The following is a 17,366-nucleotide window of genomic DNA, read 5'->3' on the forward strand; positions in this document are numbered from 1 at the left end:
TCCTATGGAAAAAGCCTTCAAAAACGAGATCAAGTTACAGTTTCCTTATTTGTGCAACGCTAAGCTTTTACTGGCGGTAAGCGGTGGGGTAGACAGCGTGGTGCTTGCTCATTTGTGTAAAACAGCTAAGCTTGATTTCGCCCTGGCACATTGCAATTTTAATCTGAGGGATGAAGAAAGTGATGCCGATGAAGATTTCGTGACCGATCTGGCAAAAAAGCTAAAAGTGAAGCTTTTTGTAGAGAATTTTGATACCGAGCAATACGCTAAAGACAATGGTCTATCTATTCAAATGGCGGCACGTGATCTTCGGTACGAATGGTTTGAGGAATTACGCCTTAAACATCAATTTGATTATACCTTAACCGCGCACCACGCCAACGATAGCCTGGAAACTTTTTTTATTAACCTATTGCGTGGTGCCGGTTTGGAAGGTTTAAGTGGCATTAATTCTGATAGCAACAAAATAATAAGGCCTTTATTGAATTTCTCCCGAAAGGAAATCGCAGCTTTTGCCGAAGAAAATAATATTTCGTGGCGGGAAGATAGCACGAATGCGTCTACAAAATATCTTCGGAATAAAATTAGGCACGAGCTTGTTCCGATTTTGGAAGACCTGAATCCACAGTTTTTGGAAACTTTTTTAAAAACTCAATCTCATTTAAAAGAAAATGAGGAATTGGTAGAGGATTATATGAGTTTGCTCTACCCGAAAATTATAGGTAAAACAAAATACGGTTACAGCCTGGATATAAATTATCTTAAAAAAGTACCGAATACTTCAGCCATTTTATACCAATTGCTTAAATCTTTCGGCTTTACCGAATGGAACGATGTCTATAATTTAATGGACGCCCAGCCCGGAAAAATGGTTTTTTCAGCATCGCATAGATTAATAAAAGATCGTGAGCATTTGCTGCTTACCGAAATTGATAGAACTGAAAATAAAACATATAAAATCGCGAAAGATGAAGACTTTGCAATGCTGCCAATGGGAACTTTTTCCTTTTCTGAAGTTAAAGAAATCAAGGAAAAAACTCCAAATTGTATTTATGTAGATCCTCAAAAACTTGATTATCCGCTCACAGTCAGAAAACGGCAGGAGGGCGATTTGTTTTATCCATTTGGGATGAAAGGAAAGAAGAAGTTAAGCGACTTCTTTAAAGACAAAAAATTATCTTTGCCCGAGAAAGAAAACAGCTGGTTGCTGTGTTCCGGAGATAAAATTGTTTGGGTGATTAATCAGCGCGCCGATAGGCGATTTTCAATTACATCTCCCGGTCAAAAAATTATAAAAATTACCTTCAGTTTATGAAATACCTGGCGAGTCTGCTTTTATTCGTAATCCCTTTACTTCAATTACAGGCACAATATTTTAACGATGGGAGCGAAGATTCCCAAATGTCCGATCCTATAAGCTGGGAGGCTTCCGTAGAAAAGGAAAACGACAGTATTTTTACCCTGGTTTTTACTGCAAACCTTGAAGAAGGCTGGCATTTATATTCGCAAAAAGAGGCTGATATTGATATCGCGCCAATCGCCACAACGTTCTCTTATAATAATGCTGAAGAAAATTTTGAGCTTATTGGGGAAACTACAGAGCCAGATATAGAACCCATTTACGATCAGGTTTTTGAAGCCGATATCACCTATTTTGAAGACGAAGCGGTTTTTACCCAGAAAATAAAAGTACTTGCTGAATCCAAGCCCCAAATTATTGCCGAAATATATTTTTCGGTTTGTGATGATGAAAAGTGTCTGCCTCCGGAAACCGAACGCTTTACAATCTCACTTGAAGAAAATGAAGTAACCGAAGGTTTTACCGATCTGGAAATTTCAGAAAAAGATAAAGAACTTACTGAAGCTTTAAATATCGAAGTTTCTGGAATGGAAAAATTTGCGCCTGAAAAGGAGGAAGGCAACAACTTCCTGAGTATTTTTCTACTTGGTTTTGTGGGAGGTTTAATCGCCTTGCTTACACCTTGTGTATTTCCAATGATTCCGCTAACAGTTTCCTTTTTTACAAAAGGCGCTAAAAACCGGCAAAAAGGGCTGGTAAACGCAATTCTGTATGGTTTCTTTATTTTTGTGATCTATCTTTTACTTAGTTTGCCTTTTCATTTACTAGATAGTGTAAATCCTGAAATTCTCAATAATATCTCCACCAATGTTACGCTGAATATTATTTTCTTTATCATTTTTATCATTTTCGCCTTCTCCTTTTTTGGCTATTACGAGATTACTTTGCCGAGTTCCTGGAGCAATAAAATGGATGATAAAGCTTCTAGCGTAGGCGGTTTTGTAGGCATCTTTTTTATGGCGCTTACTTTAGCTTTGGTTTCTTTTTCCTGCACCGGGCCAATTTTAGGTTCGCTACTTGGCGGGTCGCTTACCAGCGATGGTGGTGCTATGCAACTTTCTATGGGAATGGCCGGTTTTGGTCTTGCCCTCGCGCTTCCTTTCGCACTTTTCGCCTTATTTCCTAATTGGCTTAATTCGTTGCCAAAGAGCGGTGGTTGGCTTAATACAGTGAAAGTAACTTTAGGGTTTATAGAATTAGGCCTGGCTTTTAAATTTCTTTCTAATGCCGATCTTGTACAGCACTGGGGAATTTTAAAACGCGAAATTTTCCTCGGAATCTGGATCCTGGTTGGTTTGGGACTTATGGCTTATTTATTCGGACTTATTCGTTTTCCGCACGATGGGCCTAAAAAGAAAATTAGTAAAGCCAGGTTTGGTGTAGGGGTAATTACCTTCTTTTTTGTACTTTATTTAATTCCCGGTTTAACCAATACGTCTACAGCGAATCTTAAACTACTTAGCGGATTTCCACCACCATTATTTTATAGTATCTATGATAAAGGTACCGAAGCTCCTTTAGGTTTAGAAGCTTATAAAGATTGGGATAAAGGCCTGGAAGCCGCGCGGGAACAAAATAAACCTATAATCCTTGATTTTACAGGTTGGGCTTGCGTTAATTGCCGAAAAATGGAAGAACAGGTTTGGAGTAATCCCGAAGTTTTTGATGTTTTAAATGAAGAATATATTCTCATTTCCCTGTATGTAGACGATAGAAAGGAACTCCCGGAAGAAGCACAGTTTAATTATCTAAAACCAAAAGGCGGAATAAAACCTATTGAAACCATTGGCGATAAATGGGCAACCTTCCAAACCCTTAATTTTCAGAATAATTCCCAACCGTTTTACGTGTTGCTGGATAATGATGTAAACCTCCTAAACGAACCGGTTGGTTACACGCCAAACGAGGCTGAATATCTAAGCTGGCTTAACGAAGGACTTGCTAAATTTCAAGAGACAGCGAAAAAGTGAACTACCTTAGAGTTCGCCAGGAATTTAGAGCGGGAGTAATTTTGAATTAAGAGTTATGTCTTAGAGTTTTAAAATCTAGATTATCGAGTAAAATTCCTTTAGGTTTATCGGGGTAATTTCTATCTTAGGGGCTTAAAATATCTCATACCTATGAAATTATTCCGGTTTAGTCTTATCCTTTTGTTTTTAAGTTTTTTACCTGTTCAAATTATTGCGCAGGAAGAATATGATGTCAAAGAACATTACAATAAAACAGAAGTAGATATCCCAATGCGAGACGGGACTTTGCTGCACACTACAATCTATTCCCCGAAAGATACTTCTAAAGAATACCCTATTTTAATGCAACGCACGCCCTATAGTTCCAGGCCGTATGGGGAAGACCAGTTTCGATCCCTTATTAGCCCTAACGAGTATTTGATGAAAGAAGGGAATATAGTTGTTTACCAGGATGTGCGTGGCCGTTGGATGAGTGAAGGGAAATACGATAATATGCGAGCGATAATCCCGAATAAATCGGGAGATGAATTTGATGAATCCAGCGACACTTATGATACCATTGAATGGCTTATTGAAAATGTAGATAATAATAATGGAAGAGTAGGCACCTGGGGAATTTCTTATCCTGGCCATTATGCAGTTGCTTCTTTAGTAGATGCGCATCCGGCCTTAAAAGCTTCTTCGCCACAGGCAGGAATTGGAGATTTCTTTTTTGATGATTTTCATCATAATGGCGCATATTTATTGAGCTACTGGAGAGTAACAGCGCTTTTCGGATATGACAAAACCGGCCCAACCACAGAGAGCTGGTACGATTTGCCAGATTTAGGCACACAAGACCAGTATCAATTCTTCTTAGATGTTGGTCCGTTAAGTAATCTAGATGAATATTATGGCGAAGACAATGTATTTTGGCAACAACTAAAGGAACATCCCAATTATGATGAATTCTGGAAAAGTCGCGGGATTATTCAGCATTTAGAAGATATTAAACCTGCGGTAATGGTTGTAGGCGGATTGTTCGATGCGGAAGATCTTTACGGACCCTTCAATACTTACAAGAAAATTGAAGAAACCAGTGATAATTATAACATTATGGTTTTTGGTCCCTGGAGTCACGGTGATTGGGCGAGACAAACCGAAAGACAGGCGGTAGGAAATGTATATTTTGGGGATAATCTTTCTGAAGATTATCAGCGAAATATAGAAACCAAATTCTTTAATCATTTTCTAAAAGGAGACGGCGATGGCAATGTAGATCTTGCTGAAGCTTATGTGTATGATACCGGAGCTAGAAAATGGAATTCTTACGAAGCCTGGCCTCCAAAAAATACCGAAGAGAAGGTTTTTTACCTTGGGGATGATCAGGAATTAACCGCTGAAGCTACCAATAATGAAGAAAGTTTTGTAAGCGATCCCGAAAAACCGGTTTCTTATAACGATGAAATTAAGGCGGTTTTCACTCCAAGAGAATATATGACGGGCGACCAGCGTTTTGGCGCCAGGAGACCAGATGTTTTGGTTTTTGAAACCGAAGTACTGGAAGAAGATATGAAACTTACCGGTGAAATTTTGGCACGTTTAAACGTTGCTACAACAGGAACTTCGGCAGATTGGGTGGTAAAAGTAATAGATGTTTACCCACCTGATGCCGAGGATTACGAAGAAACCATGGAACATCTTGATATGGATAACTACCATATGATGGTGCGTAGCGAGGTGATGCGTGGCCGGTTTAGAAACAGCTTTGAAAACCCCGAGCCGTTTGAACCTAATAAGAAAACTTCGGTAAATATTACGCTTCAGGATATTAACCATACATTTAAAAAAGGGCACAAATTGCAAATTCAGGTGCAAAGTACCTGGTTCCCGCTTATAGATAGGAATCCGCAAACTTTTGTTCCCAATATTTTTGAAGCGGAAGAAGAAGATTTTCAGAAGCAAACCCATACCGTTTTTGGAGATTCTGCAATAGAATTTTCAGTATTAAAAGAATAGCCCATGATTAGATTTATTCATAAATTTTTTTTTATCAGTCTGCTTTTTATGGTCATTTCCTGTGATCAAAAGGAAGAGAATTATTCCAAAGAAGAAATCGCAGAACATTCCGCAGCATTGAACGAATATTTTGAAGAAGAATTTCAAAAAGATCTTGAAGAATCGCCAATGATGCAAACCCAATTGGGGCAAAAAACCAATTACGGTAAGTGGGACGATTTTTCACACCTTAAATATGCCGAAGATCGTAAGAAAGCAAAAAACCGGTTGGAATATCTAAAAAAGGTAGATGTTTCTGCTCTAAATGAACAAACACGTTTAAGCTACGATTTATACCGGCAGAAGTTAGAAAATGAATTAGCCGATTATGATTACCGGTTTTATAATTACCCGGTAAACCAAATGTTTGGTTACCACGCCGAGCTGCCTGCTTTTTTAATCAATATGCACCGAATAGATTCGGTAAGCGACGCCGAAGCTTATATTGCCAGGCTGAAAGGTATTCCAAAGGTGATGGAAGAGGTTATCGGAAATCTAAAAATCAGGGAACAAAATGGGATTGTCCCACCGGTTTTTGTTTTTGACAGAGTTTTGGAATCCAGTAGAAATGTGATTAAAGGCAAGCCCTTTGGGAAATCTTTAGAAAACAGTGCGTTACTAAGCGATTTTAAATCTAAAATAGCCGACCTGGAGATTTCAAAAGAGCAAGAAAAAGAACTCATTTTCAATGCTGAAAATGTCCTGGTTAAAGAAGTGAAGCCTGCTTACGAAAATTTAATTTCTTTTCTTGAAACTCAGCAGAAACGTGCAAATAATGACGCCGGTGCCTGGAAGTTTCCAAAAGGAGATGAATTTTATGCCAGCGCCCTAAAAAGAACAACTACAACTAACCTTTCAGCCCAGGAGATTCATCAAATTGGTCTCGATGAGGTAGCGCGTATTCATGGTGAAATGGAAACAATTAAGGAAGATGTTGGCTTTGAAGGAACACTGCAGGATTTCTTTGAATTTATGCGTACAGATGAGCAATTTTATTACGCCAGCGATTCTATAGGCAGACAAAAATATCTTGCTGAAGCTACCGATATTATAAATACAATGAAGGCTAACTTAGATGAACTCTTTATAACTAAACCTGAAGCAGCATTAGTGGTGAAAGCGGTTGAACCTTTTAGAGAGAAAAGCGCCGGAAAAGCATTCTATCAGCAACCCGCAAAAGATGGTTCAAGGCCGGGAACTTATTATGCTAATCTATATGATATGGCGGCTATGCCTACTTACCAAATGGAAGCTTTGGCATATCATGAGGGTATCCCAGGGCATCATATGCAAATTGCCATAGCTCAGGAATTGGAGGATATTCCGCAGTTTAGAAAGTTTAGTTTTTATACCGCTTATGTAGAAGGCTGGGGGCTTTATAGCGAATTTCTGCCAAAGGAAATAGGCTATTATAAAGATCCTTATTCCGATTTTGGTAGGTTGGCGATGGAACTTTGGCGTTCCTGCAGGCTCGTGGTGGACACGGGAATTCACGCTAAAAAATGGACCCGCCAGGAAGGTATAGAATACTATAAGCAAAATACTCCAAATGCTGAAAGTGATTGTGTGAAAATGGTAGAACGGCATATTGTTATGCCCGGCCAGGCTACGGCTTATAAAATTGGAATGAACAAAATACTTGAATTAAGAGGAGAAGCAGAAGAGAAATTGGGTGAAGATTTTGATATAAGGGAATTCCACGAGGTGATTCTATTAGACGGAGCTTTACCTTTAAACATTCTCGAAGAAAAAGTAGATGACTGGATTTCCGGTAAAACCAACTAAAAAATTGAATTTGAAAACTTTAAAAGAAGATCTAAAGACAGTAAATCTTGTTAATAATCAGGGAAGCGAACTCCAGGTTCTTAATTATGGCGCTGCTGTGCTAAGCCTAAAAATAAAAGACAAGGCTGGGAATAAAGTGAATGTAGTGGTTAGCCCTCGGGCTGAAGAATTTATTACTTCAGTTTACAAAGAGCATAACAAATGTTTTGGAGCTTCAGTAGGGCGGTATGCCGGCAGAATTTCCAATGGAGAATTTCAACTGGATAATACTACTTATAAGTTATTTCAAAAGAACGATGTGCATCTTCACGGTGGTGATAATGGGTTTCAATATAAAATATGGAAAGTTGAAGAAGAGGAAGCTGCGCCCAATCCTTCGGTGAAACTAAGTTATTTTAGCCAGGATGGTGAAGAATATTATCCCGGAAATTTACAGGTTGAGGTTAAGTATACCCTTACCGAAAATGATGAATTACTTATAGAATATTCGGCCAAAACCGATAAAAAAACAGTGATTAATCTTACCAATCATACTTATTTTAATCTAAATGGCGCCGGGAGTATAAGTGATCATTTTTTAAAGATTAAAGCTGAAAAGATCCTTGAAGTAAATAAGAATTTATTACCTACTGGCAACTTAACCAAGCTTAAAAAGCATCCTAAAAATTTTATCGAAGGTAAATTAATAGGAAACCGAAGTCTGGATGACACCTACGTTTTAAAATCTGATAAAGAAGAAGCTGCAGCAAGACTTTTTGCTCCTTTAACAGGCATAAAAATGGAGGTGAAAACCAATCAAAAAGCCCTGGTTGCTTATGCTCCTGAAAATCTGCCCGACGACTTGAATTACCATACCGAAATTGCAGAAGAATATCCTTCGCTATGTTTAGAGGCACAAAATTTCCCTGATGCACCTAATTTCAGAAACTTTCCCGAAGCGGTTTTAAAACCGGGAGAACAATACTACAATTGGATTGCCTATAAATTTTCGGTTGGCGGTCAATAAGAAGTTTAAGGCCGAAATAGGATTAACTCTATTATAAAATTTTATATTTAACAAAATTTTTAAATAAGCTATGGTTGGAATTTTATCGTTCGTTGGTTTTACTCTTTTAGTCGCAATAATTGCCTATTTAGCTACAAGAAAAACTGATGAAAGTACAAGTGATGGGTATTTCCTTGGAGGAAGAAGTCTTACTGCTGGAGTTATTGCAGGTTCAGTTTTACTCACAAATCTATCTACAGAGCAAATTGTAGGCCTTAATGGTCAGGCTTTTAGTGAAGGAATTTTAGTAATGGCGTGGGAAACCCTTGCAGCTATCGCTATAGTAATAACCGCATTATTTTTATTACCACGGTATTTAAAAGGCGGTCTAACCACGGTCCCGCAATTTCTTGAAAAACGATTTGATAAAGGAACCAAAACCCTGGTTTCTGCGCTATTCCTTTCGGGATATATGATTATTTTCCTGCCTATTGTTTTGTATTCTGGTGCATTAGCGATTAGTACAATGTTCGGAATTCCTGAAATGTTGGGAGTTAGTGCAAATACAGCGCTATGGCTTACAGTTTGGGGCATTGGAATTATAGGATCTATTTACGCAATTTTTGGTGGCTTAAAAGCTGTTGCCGTTTCAGATACTATTAATGCTGTAGGTTTACTTGTTGGGGGTCTATTAATTCCCATTTTTGGGCTTATGGCTATTGGAGATGGCGGAATTATTAATGGTCTGGAAGTTTTAGTAGATTCCAACCCCGAAAAGTTTAACTCGATTGGAGGGCCTGATGCTTCGGTACCTTTTTCAACCATATTTACCGGGATGATGCTGGTTCAATTATTTTACTGGGGAACCAACCAGGCGATTATTCAAAGAGCTTTAGCAGCGAAAAACCTTCGCGAAGGTCAAAAAGGTTTAATGCTGGCTGCTTTTATTAAAATCCTGGGACCAATTATTGTGGTTCTCCCCGGTATTATTGCCTGGCATATGTTTCAGGGAGATTTAGATAATGCCGATCAGGCGTATCCTGCATTGGTAAATGCGGTACTTCCGCCGGTGCTTACAGGATTTTTTGCAGCTGTACTTTTTGGTGCAATTTTAAGCTCTTTCAATTCAGCATTAAATAGTTCGGTCACCCTTTTTGGGATAGATATCTACAAGCAGTATTTTAACCAGGAAGCCAGTGAAGCTAAAGTGGTGAAACAGGGAAAACGCTTCGGAATATTTCTGGCAATTGGTGCTATGCTAATAGCGCCTTTTATTGCTAACGCTCCACAAGGTCTTTTCGGCTATTTGCAGGAGGTAAACGGGAGTTACAGTATTCCTATTTTAACTATTGTAATTGTAGGTTACCTAACTAAAAGAATTCCGGCCATTGCTGCAAAAGTGGCAATCTTTAGTGGTGTTGGTTTCTACTTAATTTATTTAGGGTTGAAGTATTTTGTGGTTGGCGAGGATGCCTTACCACATTATCTTCACGTAATGGCTATTTTATTCGTGCTAAATGTTCTTATTATGTTCATAATCGGGAAATGGAAGCCAAGAATTGAGCCTTTTATTTTAGATTACACCAGGCAGGTAGATATTCAGCCGTGGAAGGTGGTAAAACCGGTTGGCCTGGGAATTGTGGTGCTTGTGGTATTTATCTATGCTTATTTTGCCCAGTAAATTTAGGTCCGTAAACATTTTTATATCTTAGTTTAAACTTCAATATTTTTAATGAAACCGTTTCAAAAGGATTTCTACAGTCAGGAAGATAAGATGTACGTAGCAACAGACTGCGTAATTTTTGGATTCGATGAAGGAAACCTGAAACTTTTAATTTTTAAAAGAAGGGTTAAACCACTTATGGGAACCTGGTCTCTTATAGGAAGTTTTGTAAAACTGGATGAGGACGTTAAAGAAGCCGCAAAACGTGTTTTAAAGGAAATAACCGGCCTGGAAAACGTTTTTATGGAAGAACTAAAAACGTATGGCACCACATTTCGGGATCCTGGTTACCGCACTATTTCTATCGCCCAGTACGCTTTAATAAGAATTGGTGAGTATGATAAGGAATTAGTAGAAAGACATGGGGCGCATTGGTATGATATAGAAGATGTACCTGATCTAGTGTTAGAACATAACCAAATGGTAAAGGATGCTCTAATTCGAATTCGCAGAAAGGCGAGATATAAACCAATTGGGTTTGAATTACTTCCAGAGAAATTTACAATTCCGCAATTACAAAGGCTTTATGAGGCTGTTTATCATAAAGAAATCGATGCCCGTAACTTCAGAAAAAAAGTACTTTCCTTAAATGTGCTTGTTAAATTAGATGAAAAAGATATGTCTACCTCTCGCCGGGGCGCTTTTTTATACAAATTTGACCGAAATAAATACCTGAAACTTCAAGATTCAGGATTCAATTTTGAAATTGGATAATAGAAGTTTTCCTACCTTAAATATGTTAAGAAAAATTTAAAAAATTTATTCTAAAAAATTTGTTTTCTGAAAAATAATTGTAAATTTTACGTTTATAATAATTTACTAAGAAAAGAAAGTTATAGAAACCATTTTTAATTTTTGATCTGGCTTTTTCTTTAGCCTAATTAGGTGCTATACTTTATTGTACCAACTTAATATATAAATAATGGATAAGAAATTTACAAGACGCAATGCGCTAAAGAGTATAGCCATTGGTTCAGGAATCCTAAGCCTTGGGGGAGTAGCATCTTCTTTTGCTGCTATGAATTATATTGATAATAATACATTACCCAATAGAAAAAAGAACAATATTAAGCATTCAGTTTGTCGTTGGTGTTTTCAGGATATTCCCTTAGATGAATTTGCAAAAACCTGTGCCAATATGGGAATTCAGGCTATAGATCTTTTAAAACCATCAGAATGGGATACTGTAGAGAAATATGGATTGGTGTGCTCTATGGCTACCGATGATTTTGCCAATATTGAAAATGGATTTAACGAGCCTAAAAATCATAAAGATCTTCAGGAAAGATACAAGGGTTTAATTGATAAGGCTGCAAAACACAACATAAAAAATGTAATTGTATTCTCCGGAAACCGGCGTGGAATGGATGAGCAAACCGGAATTAAAAATTGTTCCAGGGGCTTAAAACCGCTGCTTAAATACGCAAAAAAGAAAAATATAACCCTGGTTATGGAATTACTCAATAGCAAAGTAAATCATCCCGATTATATGGCAGACCATACCGAATGGGGTGTGGCGCTGGCCGTAGAAATGGGAGTAGAGAACTTTAAACTGCTTTACGATATCTACCATATGCAGGTTATGGAGGGAGATATTATTGCTACAATTAAAAAACATCATAAGCACATTAATCATTACCACACTGCAGGAGTTCCCGGGAGAAATGAAATTGACGATTCTCAGGAATTATTTTATCCTGCAATTATGAAAGCCATTGTGGAAACCGGTTTTGAAGGATTTGTAGCGCAAGAGTTTATTCCTACCAATCCTGATGAAATTGCTTCATTAAAGAAAGCTATTGAAATTTGTGATGTCTAAGTTTTATTTATGAGAAAGAATATTTTTTTAATCTTTTTAATTGGGGTTATAGGTTTCGCAGGATTTTCCCAGGAAAAACAAGATGCATACGTAGATGATGAGGGCCTAATGCGCTGGGGCCATAATGATGAGGAAGTAAAAGGCTTTGGGGCAAATTATTCGGTGCCTTTTGCACACGGGTACCGTAGCGGCCAGAAATTGAATGTAGCTCTAAAAGAAGCTATAGATAAGGATGTTTACCATTTTTCAAGATTAGGTTTTGATCTTTATCGAATTCACGTTTGGGATACCGAAATCAGCGATGAAGAAGGAAATCTTCTGGAAAATGAACATCTGGAATTATTCGATTATTTACTGAAAAAGCTCAAGGAGCGTGACATAAATTTCGTGATCACGCCCATCGCATATTGGGGAAATGGCTGGCCGGAACCCGATGAAGATACCCCTGGATTTTCTAATAAATACGGAAAAGCAGGAAGCCTTATTGAACCCGGCGCTATTAAAGCACAGGAAAATTATTTGGCACAATTTCTAAATCATGTGAATCCGCATACCGGTGTGGCTTATAAAAATGACCCAAACCTCATTGCTTTTGAAATTAGCAACGAACCGCACCATAAAGGGGAGCCTGAAGAAGTGCAGGAGTTTATAGAAAAAATGGTTTCGGCTATGAAAAGCACCGGTTCTGAGAAACCAATTTTCTATAATGTAAGCCATAGTATTCATCTTGCCGAATCTTATTTTGATGCTGGAATAGACGGCGGAACTTTCCAGTGGTATCCCACCGGACTGGGATTTCAGAAGGAATTGGAAGGAAATTTGTTACCCAATGTAAACGATTATCATATTCCGTTCAATGATGTAATTGAAAAAAATAACGCCGCAAAATTGGTTTACGAATTTGATGCTGCCGATGTGATGAAATCTTATATCTATCCCGCAATGGCTAGAAGTTTTCGGGAAGCCGGAATCCAGATTGGAACTCACTTTGCTTACGATCCTACCTACTTAGCGCCCGGAAATACCGAGTACAACACGCATTATATGAACCTGGCCTACACGCCGCAAAAAGCTCTGGCTTTAATGATTGCCGGCGAGGTTTTTCATCAGGTTCCTGTAAATAGTGATTTTGGTGTTTATCCAGAAAACCTGGAATTTCAGGATTTTCAGATCAATTATGAGAAAGACCTGGCAGTATTAAATTCTGAAGAAAAATTTATTTATACGAATACTAACGAAATTCAGCCAAAATCCTTTAAAAACCTTAAACAAATTGCCGGTTTTGGTGATTCTGAAGTTGTAAAATATGAAGGAAAAGGCGCCTATTTTCTCGATAAATTAGAAGACGGAGTTTGGCGACTGGAAGTGATGCCCGACGCTATTTTGGTAGATAATCCTTTTGGAAGTAACAGCCTCGAAAAAACCGTGGCTGTAATTAAGTGGGATGAATGGGAAATGAGTTTAGATCTTGCCGGTTTGGATGAAAACTTCAGCCTGGAAGCTTTAAATAAAGACAACGAATTTACTCCAAAGATAGAAGCGAAATCCTTTAAAATTCGTCCTGGAACTTATCTTCTGAAAACTAAAGGAGCTGAATTTGATAAAAATTCAGACTTAGATTTAAGGTTCGAATTGGAAGAATTTACTGCCCCGGAAAGTACTGTAGAAAAAACTTATGTACTACATCAGCCAATAAATGAACTTACCGAGAATTCTTCAGCAGAGATTACTGCAGAGATCGTTTCAAATAAAGAAATAGAAAAAGTAGAAGCCTGGTTGCAAAATGCCAATACTTATGAAGCTATCGAACTTGAAAATAGCAGCGCTTATAATTATTCGGCAGAAATTCCAGAAAATATGCTTAAAAATGGATTTCTGAAGTATAGAATCATAGCAACTACGGATAAAGGAAAAGAAACTTTTCCCGGTGAAGTGTCAGGCAGCCCTGAAGATTGGGATTTTTATTCTGAAGAGATGTTTACCACACAGATTGTAAAAGAGAGCAAACCGCTTTATATTTTTAATGCTGCAGAAGACGAAGATTATGTAGTAGGCGAGTGGAGCCCTGAAAATAACCTGGTGCCAACCAATAATCCTGCGGAAGCAGAATACCAGGTAAAAGTGGAAAAACTTTTTGAAGAAGATGTCGAAAACCCGGAAGCAGAACCAGTTTATGATTATTCGTTTAGATATAATTTCAATAGAAAAATTGCAGGCAGAAAAGCCGAGTTGAATTCCAAAGATAGCCTGATGATAAAGGCCAGAAGTTTAACCGCGAGCACAGATAAACTTCAAATTGCTTTGGTGATGAAAAACGGAGCCTCCTTTGGAACATCAATAGATCTAACCCAGGAAACCAAAACTTATAAAATTGATCTATCCTCTTTAAAACCGGTTAAAACGGTGAGTCTGCCAAGACCTTATCCTTCATTTTTACCATATTATTTTAAGCATTCTTATAAAGGCGATTTTGAGTTAGAAAATGCAGAAGCTTTGCAATTTTCAATCGGCCCGGGAATTGAAAATAATGAGTTGGAAAATCCGCATGGTGTGGGGATTATTTCGGTGAGTTTGGAATAAGAAAATTATATGAGTATTAAACCTCACAGGTCTTCGAGACCTGTGAGGTTTTTTGTGGTGAAATGTGCCGCTCCGATGGAGCTGTCTCTAGTTTCTATAAATATATCGCTCCTACGGAGCTTAAAAAGATTGTGGATTTTGATCTTTTAAATTCTCTCCTGCAAGGTTTTGTTTTTTGTATGCGTCATTCTGAATTCATTTCAGAATCTAAGATGTTAATAATCAGAATAAGTTAGAAGCTGAAACAAGTTCAGCTTGACGAAAGCTAAGAAACATTTCCCTTCTACAAACAAAAAGGCCTTTTGGATTTCCAAAAGGCCTTTTTTATCTAATCTAACAAGAGTCTATGCTATCCACATTTGGAAGAACCACAATCCTGACAGGTAAGGCAGCCTTCCTGATAGATAAGATTAGATGAATTACAATTTGTACATTTTTGTTTCTTGGCAACGGTACCATCGGCGATGAAGCGTTTCAGCGCCCTGGCAACTCCGTTTTTCCAGGTGTTAATAGATTCACTGTCTAACTGCAGACTGCTTATTAAATCTACTACCTTTTCAATTGGCATACCGTGTCTAAGCGTGGTAGAGATCAATTTAGCATAATTCCAGTATTCAGGGTTGAATTTATGCGATAAGCCTTCTATAGTTGTTTTGTAACCTCGTTTGTTTTCATACTGGAAATCGTAACGAGAAGTTCCATCTTCATTTCTGGCTTTTATAATAGTCCCTTCAGTCACCCAACGCGGAAGCAAAATCCCTTCTTCATCATCGGCAAAACCGGTAAAGATCTCGTAAGGTCTATCGTCAATTAAGCCAATAAATGCAATCCATTTGTCTTTGTTATTCTGGAAACGAACCACATCTGCGGTTAAACTTTGTGGGCGCGTGGTTGGGAATGGCGTATTATTTTCTTCTTCAGCCTCTTCTTTTTTCTCTTCGTTAGAAATTAGAACTCCAGAGCGAGAACCATCACGATACACGGTAACTCCTTTACAACCGGCCTGCCAGGCTTCTAAATATAGTTGACCAACCAATTCTTCGGTAGCATCATTTGGTAAGTTAATGGTCACACTAATAGAGTGATCTACCCATTTTTGTACTGCTCCCTGCATTCTTACTTTACTCAACCAGTCAACATCGTTAGAAGTGGCTTTGTAGTAGGGAGAAGCTTTTACAAGTTTGTCCAGTTCGGCTTGTGTATAATCATCGGTTATTTCGTGGCCGTTAACCTTCATCCATTCTTTAAATCGATGATGGAAAACCACGTATTCTTCCCAGGAATCGCCAACTTCATCTACAAAATCTACACGGGAATCTTTATCGTTAGGATTTACTTTTCTTCTTCGCTTGTAAACAGGCATAAATACCGGCTCAATTCCAGAACTGGTTTGCGTCATTAAACTGGTAGTTCCCGTAGGGGCAATGGTAAGTAAGGCAATATTACGGCGGCCGTATTCCAGCATATCGTAATACAATTTCTCATCGGCCTCTTTAAGTCGAAGGATAAACGGATTTTCTTTTTCTCTTTCTGAATCAAAAATTCCGAAAGCACCTCTTTCTTTTGCTGCATAAACTGAAGCTCTGTAAGCTTCAATAGCGATGTTTTTATGAATTTTCACTGAAAAATCCACACCTTCATCGCTTCCGTATTTAATACCTAAAGCTGCTAACATATCGCCTTCTGCAGTGATGCCAATTCCGGTTCTTCTACCTTCTTTTGCTTTAGTTTGAATATTTTTCCAAAGATTATATTCTACACCTTTAATTTCTGAACCTTCAGGATCTGCTTCAATTTTAGCAAGAATTGCATCAATTTTCTCTAATTCAAGATCAATAATATCGTCCATAATACGCTGTGCAGCGGCGATATGTTTTTTGAAAAGTTCAAAATTGAAAGAAGCATCTTTAGTAAACGGATTTTCTACATAAGAGAATAGGTTTATGGCAAGTAATCTACAGGAATCATAAGGACAAAGCGGAATCTCACCACAAGGATTGGTAGAAACCGTTTTATAACCAAGATCTGCATAACAATCTGGCACCGATTCGTTAATTACGGTATCCCAGAAAAGGATTCCCGGCTCAGCCGATTTCCAGGCGTTATGTACTATTTTTTTCCAAAGCTTATTAGCTTCGATCTCTTTAGATTTCGTTGGATTTTCGCTAAAAATTGGATATTTCTGAACGTAATTGCGATCTTCTTTAACCGAACGCATAAATTCGTCGTCTATTCTCACTGAAACATTGGCGCCGGTTACTTTTCCCTGCTCCATTTTAGCGTCTATAAAATCTTCAGAATCTGGGTGATTAATAGAAACTGAAAGCATTAGCGCTCCACGACGCCCATCCTGGGCAACTTCCCGAGTGGAGTTAGAGTAACGTTCCATAAAAGGAACAATACCGGTAGAAGTAAGGGCAGAGTTTTTTACCGCCGAACCTTTTGGACGAATGTGGGAAAGGTCATGGCCAACACCGCCACGGCGTTTCATAAGCTGAACCTGTTCCTGGTCTATTTTCATAATCCCTCCATAAGAATCTGAATCGCCATCGTTACCAATTACGAAACAGTTAGAAAGAGAAGCAATTTGATAAGGGTTACCTATACCGGCCATTGGGCTACCTTGAGGAACAATATATTTAAAGTCTTTTATAAGGTCAAAAACTTCATTTTCTTTCATTGGGTTTGGGTAGCGTTGCTCTACACGGGCAATTTCTTTTGCAATTCTACGATGCATATCGTTTGGCGTAAGCTCATAAAGGTTCCCCTGGGAATCTTTAAGCGCATACTTGTTTACCCACACCCGTGCGGCTAAATCATCTCCTTTAAAATAGTCTAACGAAGCTTTAAAAGCCTCATCCTGGCTATAGGTCTTAGGAGCGGCGGTAGTAGTGTTCACACCCATATTAATTTTAGATTTTGGATTAGTATTCGTTTCAAGCGGAATGTAAATATAGACAAAGATGTACAAGAATATAAAATCTTGTTAAAAAAAGTTATCAAACAAAAATTGTTAATAAGCTTATTATCAGTCTAATATGAATTTATCAACATTAGAAAGTTGACAAATTTGTAAAAAAAGATAAATAAAGTTTGTGTAGGAGTAA

10 protein-coding genes are annotated in these 17,366 nt (G+C 38.0%); 9 read left to right on the plus strand and 1 reads right to left on the minus strand.

The window, feature by feature from the left end; translation table 11 throughout:
* Window positions 1–4: 4 nt before the first annotated feature.
* From tilS to B5488_RS17435, 9 genes are all read left to right on the plus strand, one after another.
* Complete coding sequence (tilS, locus tag B5488_RS17395; RefSeq protein WP_079736411.1) at window positions 5–1,315, plus strand: tRNA lysidine(34) synthetase TilS; 1,311 nt, start codon at window positions 5–7, stop codon at window positions 1,313–1,315.
* On the plus strand, window positions 1,312–3,330 hold the full coding sequence (locus B5488_RS17400) for a protein-disulfide reductase DsbD family protein (protein ID WP_079736412.1): 2,019 nt from the start codon (window positions 1,312–1,314) through the stop codon (window positions 3,328–3,330). The genes tilS and B5488_RS17400 overlap by 4 nt, the downstream gene beginning before the upstream one ends.
* Before the next feature lie 150 nt (window positions 3,331–3,480).
* The gene (locus B5488_RS17405; RefSeq protein WP_079736413.1) at window positions 3,481–5,328 is read left to right on the plus strand and encodes a CocE/NonD family hydrolase; all 1,848 of its coding nucleotides are present in this window, start codon (window positions 3,481–3,483) and stop codon (window positions 5,326–5,328) included.
* Between the two features lie 3 nt (window positions 5,329–5,331).
* A complete protein-coding gene (locus B5488_RS17410; RefSeq protein ID WP_079736414.1) occupies window positions 5,332–7,152 on the plus strand; it encodes a DUF885 domain-containing protein in 1,821 nt (606 codons plus the stop codon).
* 10 nt (window positions 7,153–7,162) lie between these two features.
* Window positions 7,163–8,158, plus strand: coding sequence for an aldose epimerase family protein (locus B5488_RS17415; protein WP_079736665.1), 996 nt, complete (start codon window positions 7,163–7,165; stop codon window positions 8,156–8,158).
* Window positions 8,159–8,228: 70 nt separating this feature from the next.
* Window positions 8,229–9,818 carry a solute:sodium symporter family transporter gene (locus tag B5488_RS17420; protein WP_079736415.1) on the plus strand — a complete coding sequence of 530 codons (1,590 nt, stop codon included), beginning with the start codon at window positions 8,229–8,231 and terminating at the stop codon, window positions 9,816–9,818.
* A 51-nt stretch (window positions 9,819–9,869) separates the two neighbouring features.
* Window positions 9,870–10,574, plus strand: a complete 705-nt coding sequence (locus B5488_RS17425; RefSeq protein WP_079736416.1) for an NUDIX hydrolase — start codon at window positions 9,870–9,872, stop codon at window positions 10,572–10,574.
* Between the two features lie 208 nt (window positions 10,575–10,782).
* Complete coding sequence (locus tag B5488_RS17430) at window positions 10,783–11,679, plus strand: hydroxypyruvate isomerase family protein (protein ID WP_079736417.1); 897 nt, start codon at window positions 10,783–10,785, stop codon at window positions 11,677–11,679.
* Between the two features lie 9 nt (window positions 11,680–11,688).
* Complete coding sequence (locus B5488_RS17435; protein ID WP_079736418.1) at window positions 11,689–14,259, plus strand: cellulase family glycosylhydrolase; 2,571 nt, start codon at window positions 11,689–11,691, stop codon at window positions 14,257–14,259.
* A gap of 349 nt (window positions 14,260–14,608) precedes the next feature.
* Here the strand turns inward: B5488_RS17435 and B5488_RS17440 are convergent, their stop codons facing one another.
* A complete protein-coding gene (locus B5488_RS17440; protein WP_079736419.1) occupies window positions 14,609–17,164 on the minus strand; it encodes an adenosylcobalamin-dependent ribonucleoside-diphosphate reductase in 2,556 nt (851 codons plus the stop codon).
* Window positions 17,165–17,366 lie beyond the last annotated feature (202 nt).

Origin of the sequence: Salegentibacter salegens, from assembly GCF_900142975.1 — a bacterium.
GTDB lineage: Bacteria > Bacteroidota > Bacteroidia > Flavobacteriales > Flavobacteriaceae > Salegentibacter > Salegentibacter salegens.